The sequence below is a fragment of the Sneathiella sp. P13V-1 genome, from assembly GCF_015143595.1.
In the GTDB taxonomy this organism is placed as follows: domain Bacteria; phylum Pseudomonadota; class Alphaproteobacteria; order Sneathiellales; family Sneathiellaceae; genus Sneathiella.
In genome coordinates this window covers 323,427-343,089 of the sequence record NZ_WYEU01000002.1, presented here as the reverse complement: position 1 = coordinate 343,089, position 19,663 = coordinate 323,427, and the positions used below count along the sequence as shown (strand labels likewise).

The window sequence follows — 19,663 nt, the reverse complement described above, 5'->3', positions numbered from 1 at the left end:
GATCAAGAAGTCAGTTCTGGAAAACCACCGCGGTAATACAGGAGTGGCTTCTTTTCCATATTCACTTCCAAATCTGTGACATTACAAAGGAAAATGAGATGATCGCCGGCTTCGATTAATTGATGCTGACGACATTCGATTACTGCGATGCTTCCGTCAAATACCGGGGCATCGCCCCCGCTACCTTTACGATACTCAACCCCTTCAAAACGGTTCTCAATGGGAGAGGCAAAGCGCTGACACAAATCACCTTGGTCCTCTGCGAGGATGTGAATGGCGTATTGACCACTTTCTTTAAACTCTCGGCAGTGGTTTCCGTCAAATCCCAGACAAAACAGAACTAATGGAGGGTCCAAAGACACAGATGAAAAGGAATTTACGGTGATCCCCATAGGCTCACCCCTATTACTCATGGATGTTACAACCGTTACTCCGGTCGCAAAGCTGCCCATCGCATCACGAAACTGTCTAGAATCAAAGGTCATTTAGTTCTGTTTTTTTTACCTGAAAATACAATAAATCTCTCCACTTCGGCAATTTCACACAGCTTTGACAGAAAATCATCTCTTTTTTTAAACCCTCTCCACATTCATAGAGCGAAGAGTGTAAAAAGCTAAAATCTTAATCAAATTGCTCACTGTTTATTAACCAAATCCAGCCAATATCCGTTAACCAAACAAGTGAGAGAGATAACAGGGGCTTTTAAAAGCATGTTTTTTATCATCGGTGTAGTCATCGTGTTCGGCTCTGTTGCCGGGGGTTATCTGCCCCACGGTGAACCAGGCGTTCTATTCCAGCCTCTGGAATATCTTATTATTCTGGGTGCAGGTATCGGTGCTTTTGTTCAGGGTAACCCTAAATGGGTAATCTTCGGAACATTGGGTGCATTAGCAAACCTTTTCAAGGGCGCACCGCATAGCAAGAAGTCATATGAAGAGCTGCTCACCCTAATGTACGCTATCTTCAAGCTGGCAAAAACCAAGGGTATGATTGCGCTAGAGCCGCATATTGAAAACCCGAAGGAAAGTGCTCTCTTCTCCAATTTTCCATCATTCCTGAAAGATCATCACGCGATGGACTTTATGTGCGACTATTTGCGTCTCATGACAATGGGGACAGAAAATCCGCACGAAGTTGAAAATCTGATGGATATTGACCTTGAAACACATCACGCTGAACATCACGCGATGGCGGGTGCGGTGACAACCCTCTCAGAAGCTCTTCCGGCCTTCGGTATTGTGGCTGCGGTGCTTGGTGTGATTGTGACCATGGGTTCCATTGCGGAACCACCCGAAGTTCTGGGTGGCCTTATTGCTGCGGCCCTCGTGGGTACGTTCTTTGGTATCCTGATTGCGTATGGTCTGTTTGCCCCTATGGGAACAAACATTCAGCAGTATTTCGACGCCGACGCCAAATATTATGACTGTATGAAAACTGGCCTTCTCGCCCATCTACAGGGTTACGCGCCAGCGGTATCCGTGGAATTCGCCCGCAAAACACTTTACAGCCACGAGCGTCCAAGCTTCGCCGAAGTTGAAGAAGCCTGTGCCAACGCGCCAAGCGTTTAAGATAGGTCCGGTGGAGCAGTTAAATGGCCGATGAAGTAGCCCCGATAATTGTTAAAAAAGTCAAGAAAGGCGGACACGGCCACCATGGCGGCGCGTGGAAAGTTGCCTACGCTGACTTTGTGACGGCGATGATGGCGTTCTTCTTGCTTCTGTGGCTTCTGAATGTGACAGACGCTGTTCAAAAACAAGGAATTTCAGACTATTTCGCGCCTACTGTGGCAAGTTCCAGTGAAAGTGGTTCTGGCGGTGTCCTTGGCGGCACAAGTATGCAGACCGAGGGGGCAATGACCTCCAACACAGGAACACCTTCAGTTGTGTCCTCCATCTCCCCCCCTGAAGAGGGAAAGAAAGATGATGCAGATGGAGATGGACAAAGTGAGGTTGATGAAGAGGCCTTCCTTGCCCGCCTTGCTGCGATTGAAGAAGCCAGTTTCGAAACGACCAAAGAGCAAATCCGGCAAGCACTTGCAACCGATCCCAACCTTTCTGGCTTGGCTGACAATATCGTAATGGATATGACGCCGGAGGGATTAAGGATCCAAATAGTTGATCAGTATGATGAAAGCATGTTTGAAGCAGGCGGTACAACCATCAAACCGAGAGTCAAACGCCTAATGGCAAAAATTGTAAAAGCCATTGAAGGGTTGCCGAACGGACTTGCGATAGCAGGTCATACAGATAGTTCTGGTTTCGCGGGGGCCGAGTATTCAAACTGGGAATTGTCTTCAGATCGTGCAAACTCAAGCAGGCGCGCTCTGGTCGAAGTAGGTCTGGATCCTGCTCGAATACAAAAAGTTACGGGCAAAGCCGATACAGATCCAATGATTACAGATGATCCAACAAATCCTGGCAACAGGCGAATAAGTATTACGTTGCTACGGGAAACACCCATCCTCCCGCCAGATCTGAAGTAGTTACATATCCCAAATGTATAATTTGGTTTTCCGGCCGTCGCTGACACTTACTGTTCGCGACGGCTTTTTGTTGGGAACCACAAAGCTGTTACTGATAAAGCGGCTTCCCTTTTTCATCTCCCCTTTCGCCTTTTCGTATAAATCTGGCATCGGCACCGGAGAGAGAAAACAATACACCACATCGAAGTGGGACAGGTCCGCATTCCAAAGAGATACAAAATGAAGATGAACATTTCGCGCACCCGATAGTTTCGCGCGAATGTAGGACATCAAAAAGGGAACGGGTGCGGTCTCATACCCATGAAACTGACCATCTGGGCGGGCCTTCGCTAGCCGAATGAGAGTTCCCGCAAGGCCACTTCCCAAATCTGCAAACAGCGCCCCCTCTTCTTTTGGCATCAGGCTGAGCAGCTTTTCTGTGGTCGAGTTGTTGGTGAGATACAACGGCACCCGATTAATTGCTACATTCCAAAACACGAGCAACAACAGGATTAAAACCACTGGGAAAACCCAAAGGGGAATACTGAAAGCCAATCCCAACAGAAGAAGTGGTGGTGCTGCAAACTGAATACCAACCCACCAGTAAGACAGGCTTGTCCGTTTTGTAGACACAGCCGCAAGTGCCCCTTGAAGCAGAGATAGTTCGAACAAGGACAGGTTCGCAAACATAGATGCATGTTCTTTTAACGAGTAGAGAACGACGAAAACCAGCGCCTGAACAACGAGAGCAGTAACAATGGGCGGAAATTTAAAAATCATTTCATTTTATATAGTTAGCGTTACTTTCTCACATAAATCTTCAACATTTAGTATCAATTTATCTTGAAGACTGAACAATACTTACCATCTGAAAAACATAATTTACAGCCGCATTTTGATGAATGAGGAACACAAGCTATGTCACAGGATACCCCGGGATCAATCCAACTCTCTTCTCTTAAGGGAAATGAAGGATTCCAAGGGCGGATGTCTGATATCAAAGATCGCTTTGATGGTATCAGAACAAAGCGTGTCATTGCCTACATCATCGACCTCGCCTGTATTGCAGGTATCACATTGGTTGCAACGATTGCCGCCTTTATTCTGGGCGTCTTGTCCTTTGGGGCCCTCACCCCAATTTTGTCACTTGCGCTGGCCCTTATCCCAATTGCCTACCATACCCTCACAATAGGTAGCGCTAAAAACGCGACGATCGGTATGCAGATCATGGGGGTTGAAGTCGTTCTGGAGGATGGCAGAGGGCCAGACTATCTGATGGCTTTCTTCCACTCCGGCCTTTTCTATGCGACCATGGCACTGACCTCCACGCTGATTTTGCTGGTCTCCCTTTTCAATGATAAGGGTAAGCTGCTTCATGACTATCTGACCAGTAGCACTGTGAGGCTGCGTGAGGATTAATTGATCAGGTCAATGATCCGCTTCCAATAGGCGGCCGCATATACGGCCGGCACCTGAAGCAGCTTCGATTTCGGAACTCTTGTTCGGGGCAATTTGGAAAAAATATCCAAGCGGGTCATTTGCCCCACTACGGCGTCCGCCAGAATTTCACTAACGCCCGCTGACAAGGTAACGCCCTGCCCTGAATAGCCATGTGCGTAGAACACGTTTTTATCCAGTTGCCCAACATCCGGCAGCAAAGTGCGCGTTACCGCAATTTTCCCGGACCAGAAAAAGTCGATTGCCGTTTCTTCTAGTTGCGGGAAAGTCCGCAGCATATTTCTTTGGATAATTTTCCAAGGCGGGTTTGGGCGTAGCAGTGAAAAATCCTGTCCCCCATAAATCAGGCGCCCATCCGCCGACATTTTATAATAATCCAGATCAAAGTTGGTGTCGCAGACACAAGCATTCGTGGACCAAATTTCTTTCCGTAGTGTGTCGGGCAGCACCTCAGTTGCCAAAATACTGCTTTTGACTGGGATCATTCTTTTTAGAAGTGGCGGTGCAATGTTGTTGATGTAGGCGTTGCCAGCTAATATCAGGCTATCTGCAATGATCTCTCCAGCCTCTGTCTCAATGACAACTTTCCCCGTTTCATGCCGATAGGAAAGCGCCTTACTCTGCGCAAATATGTGCGCCCCGGCACTGATTGCTGCATCTGCCATACCGAGCGAATAATTGAGAGGGTGAATATGACCACCTTCGTGATCCAGCAACGCCCCTACATATCGGGAACTGCCAATGTATCTTTGCATTTCCTCTTGGGGGATGAGTTCATACCCTTCAAAGCCAAATCGCTCTTCACAGAGTTTTTTCTCGTCCTGCAGCCACTGATAGTGAGAAGGTTTAACGGCTGCGTAAATCTCCCCTCGTCCAAGATCACACTGGATTTTATGATGTCGGATTCTATCAAAAAGGATCTTCTTTGATCTCTCGGATAGATCCCATAGATCCTGAACACCTTCTTCACCCGCAATTTCAGCGGCTTCAATCATCCCGGTGTTGTAACCGGATGCAATCTGACCTCCACTTGCGCCTGACGCCCCTTCCCCAATCAGACCTGCTTCCAGAACTGCCACTTTGAAACCACGCTTAACGAGTTCCAGCGCCGTTCCAAGCCCAGTGAAACCCGCACCGACAACGCAGATATCAAATCGGAGGGTTCCAGCAAGAGGCGAAAACTGCAAAGATTTATTCGCTGAATAGCGATAATAATTTTGTCTATTATCCACAGAAATGGGCTTTCAAATTGGTCATGCGATCAATGATTTACTTGCAAGAGTGTCAACATTATTCATGATAGGATATGTAGCCATGACAGAGGTCGCACCAATTATCACAAATAGATCAGGCATGAAAACGCGAGTTAATTAATACAGAACCATGATCGAAACACAACTTCATATGTGGCTGGTATTCCTGTTCATTGCTGTTGCAATGTATGCCTTTGCGTCCGAAAAAATCGAACTGGAAATTTCCGCGATCAGCGTCATCTCAGGACTTCTGATTCTATTCTACATCTACCCGCTGGAAGATGCAGCTGGCTCTCAAATCCTGGGGGCAAAAGAGCTACTTGCGGGGCTTGCAGATCCCGCGCTCATAACCGTTTTATCGCTCTTGGTAGTGGGGCAAGGTATCGTTAGAACCGGTGCTTTGGAGAAGCCGGTGCGGGTATTGGTGACATTGCGCCGCCATCACCCGGCAATGGCGATCGCTGCCGTATTGGCAACAGTATTGCTGATCAGCGCGGTGATGAATAATACTCCGGTGGTCGTTGTTTTTATCCCGATTATGACCGCTTTGGCGGAACGGCTTCATAAACCAACCTCTTCGTTAATGATCCCATTGTCCTACGCCTCAATCCTCGGTGGCATGACAACTCTAATTGGATCTTCAACCAACCTACTTGTGTCTGCCGCCGCGGTTCAGGCGGGCCAACCGGCCATTAACTTTTTTGATTTTACCGTTCCCGGAATGGTACTTGCCGTTTTTGGCCTTCTCTACGCTATATTTGCTATTCCACATCTGCTTCCGGATCGTGAAGCTGTAACGGATAAGTCGGCAACGGTTTCCGGTAAACAGTTTATCGTGCAAATGGAGATTTCAGCGGATAGCCCTCTAGTCGGGGAGGAAGCTGTCGCGGGCCAATTCCCCAGCCTGAAAGGCATTACAATCCGGTTTATCCAAAGGGATGAAAAACTTCTTCTGCCGCCCTTTGATGACATGAGCCTGAAACCAGGAGATTCCGTGGTCTTTGCAGGGACACGCAAATCATTGATGGATGCGTTTGCGGATAACCCTCAAATCCTCAGTGATTTCATGGATATCGAAAATGGTGCTGAAGAAGACGGAGAAGATCGGAAGATCTCCCGTGACCAAAGCCTTGCCGAAGTGGTCATTGCTCCTGCAAGCCGCATGATAGGTCGGGCCTTGCATCAAATCAGTTTCCGATACCGGACAGGCTGCGTGGTCTTAGGCATTCAACGTCGCTCCCGTATGATCAGGACGTCCCGAATGACTGATATACGCCTGGAAGCTGGTGATGTGTTATTGCTTCTTGGGTCACGCAACAATCTGACACGCCTTAGAAGCAATCCAGACGTTCTCCTTCTGGAGTGGTCAACCCGCGAACTCCCCGCTCTTGCTCTGGCGCGGCGGGCTCGTTTTATTTTCGGTGCGGTTGTTCTGGCTGCAGCCTCCGGATTTGTCCCTATTGTCGTTGCCGCCGTTGCCGGTGCTACAGCGATGGTTTTGTCTGGCTGCCTCAACATCCATCAAGCCAGCCGCTCGGTTGACCGTAAGATATTACTTCTGATTTGGGCCGCTCTAGCGCTCGGAACTGCCATGCAAGGTACAGGTGGTGCAGTATATATTGCGGAATTGCTAGTCTATTTGTTATCCGGCGCACATCCTGCGGTCATCTTGTCAGGGTTCTTCCTGCTGATCTCAATATTCACAAATATCCTGAGCAATAGCGCCACCGCCGTTCTGTTTACCCCGGTGGCCATTAGCATTGCACAAACGCTGGGGATAAACCCCATGGTGTTCGTATTTGCGGTTATCTTTGCATCCAATTGTTCTTTCGCCACCCCTATGGGATACCAAACGAATCTCCTCGTCATGGGACCGGGACACTACAAATTTAGCGATTATTTCCGTGCCGGAGCACCACTCGTCATACTTCTTTGGCTCGTTTTCTCGCTATTTGCACCGATCTACTATGGTTTGATATGACTTTTTTAGGATTTCCTGTTGTAGCTTTGTGAAAATGGCAAAATAATTGTCAGTCTTGGTTTTCTGGATTGTAAGCGACGTTATGAAAAGAGTAGAAATTCCATCACGTTTCTTTTTTTCGACCCCACCAGCCCCTTGCCCCTACCTTCCCGGCAAACTGGAGAAAAAGGTCGTAACCCTTCTTGCTGGCAAAGATCCGGATCACCTTCACAATACACTCAGCCTTGCCGGGTTTCGCCGTAGTCAGGACCTTGCCTACCGGCCCGCTTGCGAAAACTGCAATGCTTGTATTCCTATCCGGGTTGCCACCCGGCGATTCGAGTTGAAAAAACACTGGCGCAGAATCTGGAATAAAAACGAAGATCTGGTTGCAACTGAGATCACATCCATTGCAACGGAAGAACATTATGTCCTTTTTGCAAAATATCTGAAGTCGCGACATAACGAAGGCGGCATGTCTGATATGGACTATAATGACTATAAGGCAATGGTCGAGGATAGCCCTGTAAAAAGCAGACTTACTGAATTTCGTAATTCAATAGGCGTATTGGTAGCAGTGTGTCTAACAGATCAAATGGATGATGGCATGTCCCTCGTATATAGCTTCTACGAACCCGATGAAGCAAGGCGTAGTCTGGGCAGTTATCTTATTCTGTGGCACATTGTTCGCACCAAATCCGAAGGGCAGTATTATGTCTATTTAGGCTACTGGATCGAGGCGAGCCCCAAAATGTCCTACAAGTCCAGATTCGCGCCATGTGAAATCCTGACAAAAGACGGCTGGATCGAAATAAAGCTCTAATATGCCTAAAATTTGGTCATTTTTTCTAAAAAATGGCTCATTTTTCACTACTATCTAGTTGCCTTTAGCATCATTAAATTTATACTTTGGTTCCGAAAGGTGAGTATTGCGAATTCACCTAAGGGATGGGTGTGCGTCAACAGGGCACACTTATCTTATATTCAGGGAGAAAAGTTTATGGATCGTCGTAAATTCATTAAAAGTGCTGGCGTCGCTGGCGTTGTTGGATCTGCAGCTGCTACAATTGGTGCTCCTGCGATCGCGCAAGGCCGTGAAAAGCTGACTATGGTCACAGCTTGGGGCCGCGGTCTGGCGGGTGTGTTTGACGCTGCTGTCTACTTTGCAGAAAACGTAACTGCAATGTCTGACGGCAAGTTGGAAGTTGACGTTAAAGCAAACGGTGAGCTGGTTTCCGGTCTGCCTGCTTTGTTTGACGCGGTAACTTCCGGTCAGGCTGACATGTACCACGCAGCTGACTACTACTATGTAGGTCAACACCCAGCATTTGCATTCTTTACTGCTGTACCGTTTGGTATGACACCAACAGAACTGCACAACTGGTACTATCACCAGGACGGCATGAAAATGCACCACGAGTTGGGCGAAGAATTCGGTCTCGTATCCTTCCTCGGCGGTAACACAGGTCCACAGGCTGGTGGCTGGTTCCGTAAAGAAATTAAATCCGCAGCTGACTTCAACGGTCTGAAATTCCGTATGCCAGGTCTGGGCGGTAAAGCTCTTGGTAAGTTGGGCGCATCTGTTCAGACTATCCCAGGTTCCGAAGTGTATCAGGCTCTTGCTTCTGGTGCGATCGACGGTACTGAATGGATTGGTCCATGGGCAGACGAAAAAGCTGGTTTCCAGGAAATCACTAAATTCTACTATACATCCGGCTTCCATGAGCCAGGTGCTGGCCTGTCTGTTGCTGTGAACCAGGATCGCTTCAACGGCCTCAGCAAAGCTAACCAGAAAATCATCGAGATTGCTTCTCAGGCAACGAACATGTGGAGCCTCCACCAGTTCCTGTCTAAAAACTCTGAAGCTCTGGCTCGCCTTCAGGCTGGTGGTGTTAAAACTCTTGAATTCCCGAATGACGTTTGGGATGCATTTGGTAAGGCATCTCTCGAAGTTCTAGAAGAAAACATGAGCGACGAGGTTTTCAAGAAAGTTCGCACTTCCGTGAACAAATCTATGAAAGAATCTGCAGCATGGGATCAATTGTCTTCTGTAGCGTATGCGCGTCAGCGTACACGCGTACTGGGATAATCGGATCACATTCGAAAGAAAAAGAAACCGGGCTTATTGCCCGGTTTCACGTTTTAAGTTCAATTAAATCCATGCAGGTTTGACTGTGTGCTGATTATGCTGGCTCCCGTTAGAAAAGGTACATTCTACGGTGCATAATCAGAAGAATTGCGCTGGCTTAATATCCAGAATATCGCTGGCAAATGACAATGGGGCGTCATTAATTCCGTTAAAGCAGTATTGAACTGAGTTCAGAAGGCAAATGAATTCAGAGATCAGTTGGACAGGCAATGGTCGTTAGAAAGATCCGCTATGGAAGCGCTTGGAACATTTTTACTTAATTTTCTGATGGGGTTCGTCAATTTGGCGTTGCTCCCTTGGCATATCTATAACTGGGTAATGCTTGATACCCTGAAGAAGAAGATGAATGCGCTGACTATGGCCGGCATGTCTATTGAATTCTTCTTTATGGTCGTTGCCTTGGTCCTCATCGTTATTGGCATCGGCATTCTTCGCCGCTCCTTCCTTAGGAAGGCAGTTTATGGCCTAGAGACATTTAATGGTCGTATTGGTCGGTTCGCAGCCTGGTTTGCATTACTTATGACCTTGCAGCAGGTTGCCATTATCGCCGTTGGCCAGATTTTCCGAGGAAATGAGATCCTGATCTCCCCTCTCGGCATCTCCTTCATGACAGAAGAATTACAATGGCTTTCAGGCCAGTTGAAATTTTATAATACGATCCTGATTGCGCTTGCATCCGCCTATACCTTTATCGAAGGCGGTCATGTCCGTGTGGATCTGGTTTACGCGTCTTGTAAAAAGCGCACCAAGCACTGGATTGATTTGCTGGGAACTCTCTTCTTCTTTATCCCATCTACTGTGATGCTCTGGTGGTTTGCATGGCCAATCACAATGAACGCCATGTTCGCTCAAAAACCTCTCAATATCTGGAGTACATCCGCCCGCTGGCGAGATTTCCGATTTGAAACATCAGGGACAGCAGAATTTTCCTGGGTATGGACATTTAAATTTATGGTGCTGGTATTTGCCGCCTTTATGTTTATTTGTGCCATTGGCTTCCTGCTTCGCAATATCCTTGCCCTTCTTCAAAAGGACGAAGATATCCCAACCCACTATTCGTTTGATGACGAGCAGGCAGGTGACATGGGCACCGAAGCTCCCGCTCATCCTCTATAATAAGTATCGGAGTTTCTAACCCATGCTATTTGGTCTTGACGGCGTTGAAATATCGCTGATTATCGTGGCAGTTTCCCTGTTCGGGGGAATTCTGTCAGGTTACCCAGTCGCCTACGCTATTTCCGGTTCCGCATTTGTCAGCTTCGTTCTTATTGCTGGTTTTAACGAAATCGGATGGCTTTATACCCTGCAGGAAATTGGCGGGGAAATGAAGAAAGTTCCAGTCTTTGAAAGAGGCTGGGAACACGCTATGCTCACGACGGAGTCGACGTGGGCCCAAGGGGTATTCTCCAGGGCCTTCGGCGGCAACGTGGAAACACTGCTGGCGGTGCCATTGTTCGTTCTGATGGGTATCGCCCTTGAACGCTCCAACATTGCAGAAGACCTGCTGACAACAATGGCGAAGCTGTTCGGCTCCATGCCGGGCGGTCTGGCCATCTCTGTTGTTCTTGTGGGAACGTTGCTAGCGGCATCTACAGGTGTTGTAGGTGCGACTGTGGTGACAATGGGTCTGATCGCCCTGCCAACCATGTTGAAACACGGATATTCCAAATCCCTTGCAACCGGCGTTATCGCGACATCCGGTACCCTGGGTCAGATTATCCCGCCATCCATCGTGATCGTTCTTCTCGGCTCCATCGTTGGTGACATGTACTCCATCGGTCAGGAAAACCGTGCTGCTGAACTGGGTGTGACTGTTTTGGAAATGCTGGGTGAGCCAGCTGTTCTATCTACAGGAACCCTCTTTAAGGCTGCCTTTATTCCTGGTGTGATGCTCGCGTCCCTTTATGCACTTTACGCCCTTGGTTTTGCCTTGCTGAACCGAGATCAAGCACCTCCTGTACATCTGGAAGATCCAGACAGCTATGGCCTGCTTTCTTACTACAAGAACAACCCGCTTCTTCTGGTGGGTGCTGTCATCCTTCCACTGATTACTCTTGTCGTACTGTGGATTGTCTTTGGCGTCAGCGGTGTCATCGGCGAAGCTGAGGTAAACGGTGCGGTTGAGTATGGTCCGATTTCAGGCGGAACATTCTCCCTGCTGGTCATTACAACCTACATCACAATCCTTGGTTTTGTACTACGTCCGGGCGAGGCAAAATTACCAATTATTGTTGGTCTTGCCGGCTCTCTGCTCTTGTTCATTATTGACTGGAATTATGTCGGTGGTAACGCAAGTGGCGGTGCAAAATTGTTGTGGTACATCATCCCTGCGGCAATGATTGTGTATGGCATGAAGGCTGCGCTGACACGCCTTGTAGAAATTGAAGTCCTCCGAGTGGTCTCTCCTCCGGTGATTTTGATTGTTGCCGTGCTTGGCTCCATCCTTGGAGGTATTACCAACCCAACAGCGGCAGCGGCCCTAGGTGCGGCTGGTGCAATCATGCTCGCAGCAAATCGTCGTTTAAAGGAAACCAACCGCTCAACTGCTGTTGTCATCTGGGCTTCTTTGGCCATTATCATGATGCTTCTCATGCGTGGTAACTTCGACCTTCGCTTGACAATTGAGGATATCACCTTCTCGGATAGGGTCGGTATCGTCATTGCAATGATTTCGTACCACATTGCGGCGTTTGGTTTACTCTACTCCTGCTGGGTGTTGATTAAAGAGAAGGTCATGCACGCCATTGTTTACGAGACCACGAAAGTGACCTCTATGGTGTTCGTTATCCTGGTTGCGTCCCTGTTCCTCAGCCTGACACTTCGTGCGTTTGGCGGTGAACATTACATTCAGGAATTCTTGCAGTCTTTTGAAGATCCGCGCACATTGTTGATTGTTGTGATGGTCGTTCTTTTCCTTCTCGGATTTGTACTCGACTTCATTGAAATCATCTTCATTGTGATCCCAATTGTTGGTCCGGTTATCTATGCGGCAGATCCTACATTGATGCCACCAACCTGGATTACCATCCTGATCGCTGTGAACCTGCAGACATCCTTTATTACACCTCCGTTTGGCTTTGCCCTTTTCTATCTACGTGGCGTGGCGCCAAGCAATGTGACAACAATGGATATCTACCGCGGTGTGGTTCCTTTTGTGATCATTCAGGTAATTGGACTTACACTTCTATGGTTCTTCCCGTCGATTACAACTTTCCTACCAGAGTTGTTGCCGGCGAATTAGCCAGATAACAGACAAAAGAAAAGCCGCTGGAATTTCCAGCGGCTTTTTTAGTGGGCGTATTTTTTTCTATGCGGGCACTAGTTTCTTTTTTTTCTTCAGTATTCGAAAATCGAAAATTCCTTCCGCATCCCGCGGGTCCACGTCTTTTCCAAAAATCTGTGTTTTCTGAATTTTCTGGGTCCCAGTCGTTGGTAGACTATCGATAAACAGTAGCCACCCAGGAGGCTTGAAATAGGCAAGGCGATCAAAGGCAAAATCAAACAGTTCCCGTGCCAGTTCTTCAGATGCCTCATAGCCATCCATCAAGACAACACAGGCCATTACCTCTTCTTCCCTCACGTCGTCCGGTGCTGCGATAACAGCGATCTGTGCCACCGCGTCGTGAGATTGCAATAAGGCTTCCACTTCTGCGGCCGCAATGTTTTCTCCAGAACGGCGAATGATGTTTTTCTTACGATCTACGAAGTAAACCATACCCGTCTCATCCATGGTCACCGTATCTCCGGTATGGAACCACCCACCAGTCCAGGCTTCCTCCGTTGCTTCTTCATTCTTCAGGTAACCTGCAAAGAAACCACGGCGGGGGTTATCCCCCTTGCACCGAATAAGGAACTCTCCCGGTGTGCCACGTGGGACTTCATTGCCGTTTTCATCAACTACCTTTGCTTCCAGATCCTTCATGGGGCGACCAAAAGCACGGGTATCAATTTGCCGAGGTTCTTCATTCACAGCAAAAATACGGCCAGTCTCCGTCATTCCCCAGACTTCAAGAAGTGGGAACCCATAACGCTCTTCAAACACATGATGAAGCTCAGGCTCCACTCCGGCCCCAACGCCAAACCGAACCTCATGGGCCATTTCTTGTGGCGAGAAAGGCTGGTTCAGAAGCATAGGAACAACCACACCCAGATAATGAACAATCGTTGTTTTGCTATCACACACTTCCTGCCACCAGCTGCCCGGATGGAAACGGTCAGGGATGACAAGGCAGCCACCGGTAACAATCATACAGCCAAGTGACACCACAGCGGCATTCATATGGAACAAAGGCAACGGATTATACAACCTCTCCTGCCCTTCCCGAATATCAATCATACCGCCCATTTCTGCATACCAATTGGCGGCGGTCAGGTGATAATCGTTATTCAGGATACAGCCTTTTGGACGACCTGTTGTGCCGGAAGTATACAAAAGCGATGCTTCTGTCATCAGACAAGGGGAGCCATTTTTCGCAGGCGTGGCAGGAGCAGGTAGAGCTTTGTCAAAATCCGTCTCCAAAACCACATGAAAGGGAACGTCCCGGTCTTTGGAGACTGCTTCGACTTCCTTCAGGCGCTCTTTAACCGTCACCACCAGCACTGTATCTGAGTGACTCATCTGATAGAGCATTTCATCATGCCGATAATCAGGATTAATGGGGACACAAGAGGCCCCCATTGAATTGAGTGCCAATAGATGCATGACATATTCAGGACGGTTTTCCAGAAGAAAACCTATCCGATGTCCATACCCATATCCTGCCGATTTATAGGCAGAAATAAGCTCCTCAACTCGTTGCTTCACTTCTGCGTAGGTAAAGCTCTTTCCTTCTGGATAGTAGTGACGTTTCGTAAGCGGCGGAACGCATAAACAATCATTATCCGGGAATTTTTCCGCGGATTTCAAAAAGGCGTCATAGAGGGTGTGCATGCCTTTCCCTTCTTATTATTATACTTCTTTAACTAAATTTATTATTTCGGCTGAAGCCCCTTGGTGCCAAACGCCCTGCATTTCCGCGGCGTGTGTACCAACCTGTAAGATCCGTTTCAGTTCTCGTTCTTTCTCCGGATTTCCAACTGAGACCTTCTTCTTTCACAAACGTAGTAATGTCGGAAAGACCGCCATCTTTATAACGCTGCAGTGTCACACCGCGGCCACGGGTCATTTCTGAAACTTCTTCCAGGGCAAAACAGTTGAGTTTACGGTTTTCACCCACAACAGCGATGGAATCCCCTTGTGCTTCGATACAGAAGGCTGCTTCCACATCGCCGGAGACATTCAGTGTCTGCTTACCATTTCTGGTTTGGGCAATGACACCGTTTTCATCCACGATAAAGCCACGCCCATCGGTGGAAGCAATTAAGAGCTTACGATCCGGCTTATGTACAAACAAGGAAACGATATCCTGATCATTTCCAAGGTCAACCATCAGGCGGACTGGCTCACCTTGTCCTCTGCCTCGCGGCAGCTTATCGCATCCGATTGTATAGAAACGTCCGTTTGTCCCAAACAGAACCAGCTTGTCGGTAGTTTCCGCCTGGATCCAGAAACGCTCTTTATCTCCGTCTTTGTATTTCTCTTCGCCTGTTTGCGCGACATGCCCTTTTAGCGCTCTGATCCAGCCTTTTTCAGAACAGATGACAGTAATCGGTTCTTTCTCAATCATGGCTTCAAGTGGGATGTCAGGTGTTTCCTGCGCTTCACCAATAACAGTGCGGCGGTTGGAAACGTCCGAATGTTCTTTTAGAAGTTTCTTCAGGTCTTTAAGTTCGTTACCCAAGGCTCCTTTTTGAAGATCTTCGCTTGCAAGCAGTGCTTCCAGTTCAGCTTTTTCAGCAGACAGCTTATCGTGTTCAGTCCGAAGTTCCATTTCTTCCAATTTGCGCAAAGAACGAAGACGCATATTGAGAATGGCTTCCGCCTGAACTTCCGTCAATTTAAACGTTTTGATCAATTCCTGTTTCGGATGGTCTTCCTCACGAATAATGCGAATGACCTCATCCAGATTAAGGAAAACAATCAAGTAACCGTCCAGAACTTCCAAACGGTTTTCAATTTTACTCAAACGGTAGCGGGAACGACGCTGCAAAACTTCCTGACGATGTTCAAGGAAAGACAGCAATACATCGGCAAGAGACATCACGCGTGGTGTCTGGCTTGCATCCAGAACGTTCATGTTTAGAGAGAACCGGCTTTCCAGATCAGATAGTCGGAACAAGCCCTGCATCAGGATTTCAGGGTCTACATTCTTACTTCGTGGTTCCAGAACCAGCCGGATATCTTCAGCAGATTCGTCCCGAACATCAGCAAGCAGCGGCAGCTTCTTGGTCTGAATAAGTTCCGCAATCCGTTCAATCAGCTTACCTTTTTGAACCTGATACGGAATTTCAGTGACAACAATCTGATAGGTACCGCGCGCGCCCTGCTCCACTTCCCAGCGGGCACGAACCCGGAAACCACCACGGCCAGTAATATAGGCCTCACGAATATTCTCTGGTTTCTCAACAAGCTCACCGCCTGTCGGGAAGTCAGGTCCCGGAACAAACTCAAGCAGCTTATCAATCGTCGCATTTGGATGCTTGTTCAGATGGATAAGCGCGTTGCAAAGTTCTGTCGCATTGTGAGGTGGGATGGATGTTGCCATACCCACCGCGATACCATTGGATCCGTTTGCCAACAGATTTGGGAAAGCCGATGGCAGAACGACCGGTTCTTTATCTTCTCCATCATATGTGGGTCGAAAATTTACGGTATCCTGATCCAAATCCCGAAGAAGCAGTTCAGCAAAGACAGTCAAGCGGGCTTCTGTATAACGCATCGCAGCCGCATTATCGCCGTCGATGTTGCCGAAGTTACCCTGCCCATCTACCAGCGTATAGCGCTGTGCAAATTCCTGCGCCAAACGGACCAATGCATCATAAACAGACTGATCGCCATGGGGATGATACTTACCAATTACGTCACCAACAACACGTGCACATTTCTTATAACCGGATGCCGGATCCAGTTTTAAAAGCCGCATCGCATACAGCAAACGGCGGTGAACGGGTTTCAAGCCGTCACGTACGTCTGGCAGGGAACGGGACATAATGGTCGACATCGCATAAGCGAGATAGCGTTCGCTTATGGCGTCCTTCAGTGAAGTTGGCAGGACTTCACCGGATTTAATTGTTGTCTGGTCACTCATGACATCTTTATAGCATCTGATTTAAAGGTGAGGAGCAAAAAAAACCGAATTTAACGGCTCATTTCTTATTCAATGTCTTGTTCATTTTATGAACAAGCCGTTCTCTCGCGGGAAGGCTCTCCCCACCATAATGAGGAATAAGGTTTTTCTTTATGAAATAACCGCTTAAACGTAACCCCTGCTCCACGTCCATAAGGTTTATCTCATTTTCTGAATGGTTGGTTGAACATAAAAAATCAGGAAGCGGCAACAAACGATCTCCATATGGTGTTCCCGCTTCGCGGCTTACCGCCCGTCCCGATTTTGGGGAAACATATGCAAGGTTTTCTTTCACCCCGGTTGCCGCACATTCGGAGAGGTCAAGGCCGTATCCCATTTCAGAAAGCAACCCCAATTCCCATTTCACCAGAAGCGGCCCCCACAGTTCAATATCATCATCCAATAGCCCAAGAAGGATCGACGATGCTTCAAATAACGGGCTATGAATTTCTTTTTCCGGAAGGGTTTTTTCCAGCAAGGCAACAATGGAAGAACAGGCAGCCAATGATAATGGGCGATCAAATAAGAGTGCCCCTGAAGACTGACCAGCCTCTATCGTATATGTTCCCAACTGATCTGCAATGCGGCTTTGCCATTTAAGTCCTACGATATTTCCAGGCTGCAAAATCCCGCGCAGTTTTTTGCTTGTGCCACCACGGACAAGCCCTGCGCATCTTCCATGTTCTTTGGTGAAGGCCTGTAGAATAACGCTGTTCTCGCCATATTTTCGGGCCGAAAGAACAATTCCGCTATCTAACCAATGCATCCCCTCTCCCCAAGAAACTCGACTTTTAAAAGATTACAGGGGAATGTATCACAGGCATTAAAAATAAGGCGTCTTTTTCCTTGCTGGAGGGAAAAGAATGCCACTGAATGTTGAAATCTCACTAATTAACACCATTAACGGGGAAAGCTTTGATTACCAACAGCTCGATATGCAAGGCGCCAACTGGCATGTAAATCCCCCTACCAGACTTGACCCTTTTACCTTTCATCGCTGCCATTGCACAGGGCCAGCTTCCGGCTTTCATGTCCCGATCAAGTACGGGGGGTTGATCTGTTGGCTGAAAGTGACATCCTGGGGAATCTCTTTCCAAAAATCCACCCCCACTCATTATGATATAGAGGTGGTCGTCATTCAGGACAAAGCCCCTTATAGGATAGAAATGGTGCTCATATAAAAAAACGCCCCAATAGGGGGCGTTTTAATTCTGCTGGTAACTTCGACAAGGTAATTACTGTCGCATTTGCTTCAGTAGTGCGCTGACCTCTTCCATGACATTGTCTGTATCACGGACCATCTCATCAACTGCTTGCTGCACACTATGAGATGCTGCCGAAGTCTCCTGAGTATAACCCTGGATATTGCCGACTTCCTCTTGCAAGCGAACTGTACTGTTGTATGTATTCTGTGTGTTTCCTGAAATCTCACTGGTCGCAACGGATTGCTCTTCTACCGCCGCGGCAACGGAGGATGTGGTTGACGTGATTTCCTGGATCGTTTGCAAAATGGCTTCGATTTCGGTCCCGGCCTGATCACTCACCTGCTGAATACCTGCAATCTGCGTAGAGATATCTTCGGTTGCTTTTGCTGTCTGCGTCGCAAGGTTTTTCACCTCGCTCGCGACAACAGCAAAGCCTTTACCCGCATCACCAGCACGTGCCGCCTCGATCGTTGCATTAAGCGCCAGCAGGTTAGTTTGTTCAGCGATATCATTAATCAGTTTTACCACCTCATTGATCTGCTGTGCGGCCTCTTTAAGTTCACCCATTGTCTGAGCGGTCGCTTCCGCACGTTCGGATGCACTCGAAACAACCTGGTTTGAGTGATTTACCTGAGAGGAAATCTCACGAATTGAATCGCTCAGTTCACCCGTCGCAGTCGTCACGCTTTGAACATTACCTGTCATATCTTCTGCAAGGGAGGACGTTTGACTGATACGACCTTCAACATTGGTCGAAATACTCTGCAGATTATTCGCAAGACCAGACAACTGCTTGGAATTGTCAGATACTTTTTGCAGCAATCCACCGACAGAGTGCTCAAATGTATTTGCCAATTCGTTGCGTTGTTGCTTACGCTCCTCTTCCTGGCGGGCAACGGACTGATCGCGTTCAGCCTGAAGCTTTTCGGCTTCGGCTTTTAAGGATAGCGCTTCTTCCGCTGCTTTTTTCGCTTCTTCAGTTGCTTTTTCAGCATTGGCTTTTTCCTGGTTCGCATGGCGCTCAGCTTGCTCAGCACTCTCGATCGCTTCTTGAGAGGCTGCGAAAGCACCGGTTAATTTGGCCGTCAGCCAAACAAGCACTGCAGATTCCAAAACAACAATAACCGCGTGCAAAACAACCCGCGCAAAATCAGCCCCTTCTGGGAAAACGGCTGTTGGCAGCACGAAGTTCAATACCAAGTGATGCAAAGCGATGGCAACTGTGGCCACAAGGATCGTTTGCCAACAACAAAAAGCAGCAACAATTGCAAGGGACGCAAAGAAATACATATGAATGTCAATCTGCCAAGGATGGCCGGAAAAGACATATACAAGCAAACCAACCTGAATGACATATGTCACCGCCGCCGCATATCTGTAGGCCAGTTCATTCTTTGATTGCATTTTCAGGCCGGTTGCGATGGCTGCAAAAACAGCCCCACCAACAGCAGCCGTGACCCAATCACCACCGGTTATCATACCTGCGACCACCAATACAGGCACATGTGCCCACAAAAGGTAGATCAGATACTTTGAAACTGTATTTCTAAGTTCATTAAGGGCGTTCATAGCTCAAGCCTTATTTTTAATGTCACTTGTCAAAAAAACACATCCACCGTTCACAATTGCGCTCACAACCAATAACGCCCCTGCTGATCTTAAATCTTCCAAGGCGGCACCGGGTTGAGGCCTGAATATGACGATGTTATCCGACCATCCCGCACGCAGTGGCGTAAAAGGTAAATCGGCTGAAATTGAGGTGATGTCTTTCAAACTCATGGAAAGTGGGAAAATTGCGGCAACATCTTCCCCGTTTGATGAGGGCTTTAATGAAAGAAATGCCAGAAAGATAAATCCAGCAAACAGCATAAAAACAGCCATCCATATCGCACTAGCGATATCAGGATTTTCAGTTCCGGCTTTTCCAGTATTCATCAGCGTACACCTACAA

General features: G+C 47.9%; 17 protein-coding genes. 9 read left to right on the top strand and 8 right to left on the bottom strand.

Going from position 1 to position 19,663, the window contains the following annotated elements; translation table 11 throughout:
• Positions 1 to 2 precede the first annotated feature (2 nt).
• Positions 3 to 485 (bottom strand): flavin reductase family protein, encoded by a 483-nt coding sequence (locus tag GUA87_RS08610; protein ID WP_193716153.1) that lies wholly within the window; start codon positions 483 to 485, stop codon positions 3 to 5.
• A gap of 225 nt (positions 486 to 710) precedes the next feature.
• On the opposite strand from GUA87_RS08610, the gene motA reads away from it, so the two are divergent.
• On the top strand, positions 711 to 1,568 hold the full coding sequence (gene motA / locus GUA87_RS08605; RefSeq protein ID WP_193716152.1) for a flagellar motor stator protein MotA: 858 nt from the start codon (positions 711 to 713) through the stop codon (positions 1,566 to 1,568).
• Positions 1,569 to 1,591: 23 nt separating this feature from the next.
• Positions 1,592 to 2,482 carry a flagellar motor protein MotB gene (locus GUA87_RS08600; protein ID WP_193716151.1) on the top strand — a complete coding sequence of 297 codons (891 nt, stop codon included), beginning with the start codon at positions 1,592 to 1,594 and terminating at the stop codon, positions 2,480 to 2,482.
• On the opposite strand, the gene GUA87_RS08595 is transcribed toward GUA87_RS08600, so the two are convergent.
• Positions 2,483 to 3,241, bottom strand: coding sequence for a class I SAM-dependent methyltransferase (locus GUA87_RS08595; protein WP_193716150.1), 759 nt, complete (start codon positions 3,239 to 3,241; stop codon positions 2,483 to 2,485).
• Positions 3,242 to 3,379: 138 nt separating this feature from the next.
• Here GUA87_RS08595 and GUA87_RS08590 point away from each other — a divergent pair, with 138 nt between their 5' ends.
• Positions 3,380 to 3,880 (top strand): RDD family protein, encoded by a 501-nt coding sequence (locus GUA87_RS08590; RefSeq protein WP_193716149.1) that lies wholly within the window; start codon positions 3,380 to 3,382, stop codon positions 3,878 to 3,880.
• Here the strand turns inward: GUA87_RS08590 and GUA87_RS08585 are convergent.
• A complete protein-coding gene (locus tag GUA87_RS08585) occupies positions 3,877 to 5,106 on the bottom strand; it encodes an NAD(P)/FAD-dependent oxidoreductase (RefSeq protein WP_193716148.1) in 1,230 nt (409 codons plus the stop codon). The two genes, GUA87_RS08590 and GUA87_RS08585, sit on opposite strands and share 4 nt — an antisense overlap.
• 196 nt (positions 5,107 to 5,302) lie before the next feature.
• Here GUA87_RS08585 and GUA87_RS08580 point away from each other — a divergent pair, with 196 nt between their 5' ends.
• The 5 genes from GUA87_RS08580 to GUA87_RS08560 all read left to right on the top strand — a co-directional run bounded on the left by GUA87_RS08580 (position 5,303) and on the right by GUA87_RS08560 (position 12,522).
• The gene (locus GUA87_RS08580) at positions 5,303 to 7,153 is read left to right on the top strand and encodes an SLC13 family permease (protein ID WP_227711810.1); all 1,851 of its coding nucleotides are present in this window, start codon (positions 5,303 to 5,305) and stop codon (positions 7,151 to 7,153) included.
• 82 nt (positions 7,154 to 7,235) lie between these two features.
• Positions 7,236 to 7,955 (top strand): arginyltransferase, encoded by a 720-nt coding sequence (locus GUA87_RS08575; protein ID WP_193716147.1) that lies wholly within the window; start codon positions 7,236 to 7,238, stop codon positions 7,953 to 7,955.
• A gap of 177 nt (positions 7,956 to 8,132) precedes the next feature.
• Entirely contained in the window at positions 8,133 to 9,221 is a 1,089-nt protein-coding gene (locus tag GUA87_RS08570) for a TRAP transporter substrate-binding protein (RefSeq protein WP_193716146.1), read from the top strand.
• 291 nt (positions 9,222 to 9,512) lie between these two features.
• Positions 9,513 to 10,397 carry a TRAP transporter small permease subunit gene (locus GUA87_RS08565; RefSeq protein ID WP_193716145.1) on the top strand — a complete coding sequence of 295 codons (885 nt, stop codon included), beginning with the start codon at positions 9,513 to 9,515 and terminating at the stop codon, positions 10,395 to 10,397.
• Positions 10,398 to 10,419: 22 nt separating this feature from the next.
• A complete protein-coding gene (locus tag GUA87_RS08560; RefSeq protein ID WP_193716144.1) occupies positions 10,420 to 12,522 on the top strand; it encodes a TRAP transporter large permease in 2,103 nt (700 codons plus the stop codon).
• Between the two features lie 66 nt (positions 12,523 to 12,588).
• On the opposite strand, the gene GUA87_RS08555 is transcribed toward GUA87_RS08560, so the two are convergent.
• The 3 genes from GUA87_RS08555 to recO are packed head-to-tail and all read right to left on the bottom strand — an operon-like array spanning position 12,589 to position 17,273.
• Positions 12,589 to 14,211 carry an AMP-binding protein gene (locus GUA87_RS08555; RefSeq protein ID WP_193716143.1) on the bottom strand — a complete coding sequence of 541 codons (1,623 nt, stop codon included), beginning with the start codon at positions 14,209 to 14,211 and terminating at the stop codon, positions 12,589 to 12,591.
• A gap of 28 nt (positions 14,212 to 14,239) precedes the next feature.
• Entirely contained in the window at positions 14,240 to 16,468 is a 2,229-nt protein-coding gene (gene parC, locus GUA87_RS08550; RefSeq protein ID WP_193716142.1) for a DNA topoisomerase IV subunit A, read from the bottom strand.
• Between the two features lie 58 nt (positions 16,469 to 16,526).
• A complete protein-coding gene (recO, locus tag GUA87_RS08545; protein WP_193716141.1) occupies positions 16,527 to 17,273 on the bottom strand; it encodes a DNA repair protein RecO in 747 nt (248 codons plus the stop codon).
• A gap of 97 nt (positions 17,274 to 17,370) precedes the next feature.
• Here recO and GUA87_RS08540 point away from each other — a divergent pair, with 97 nt between their 5' ends.
• The gene (locus GUA87_RS08540; protein ID WP_193716140.1) at positions 17,371 to 17,688 is read left to right on the top strand and encodes a hypothetical protein; all 318 of its coding nucleotides are present in this window, start codon (positions 17,371 to 17,373) and stop codon (positions 17,686 to 17,688) included.
• A 54-nt stretch (positions 17,689 to 17,742) separates the two neighbouring features.
• Here the strand turns inward: GUA87_RS08540 and GUA87_RS08535 are convergent, their stop codons facing one another.
• Both GUA87_RS08535 and GUA87_RS08530 read right to left on the bottom strand, forming a co-directional pair.
• The gene (locus tag GUA87_RS08535) at positions 17,743 to 19,281 is read right to left on the bottom strand and encodes a methyl-accepting chemotaxis protein (protein ID WP_193716139.1); all 1,539 of its coding nucleotides are present in this window, start codon (positions 19,279 to 19,281) and stop codon (positions 17,743 to 17,745) included.
• Positions 19,282 to 19,284: 3 nt separating this feature from the next.
• Positions 19,285 to 19,647 carry a hypothetical protein gene (locus GUA87_RS08530; RefSeq protein ID WP_193716138.1) on the bottom strand — a complete coding sequence of 121 codons (363 nt, stop codon included), beginning with the start codon at positions 19,645 to 19,647 and terminating at the stop codon, positions 19,285 to 19,287.
• Positions 19,648 to 19,663 lie beyond the last annotated feature (16 nt).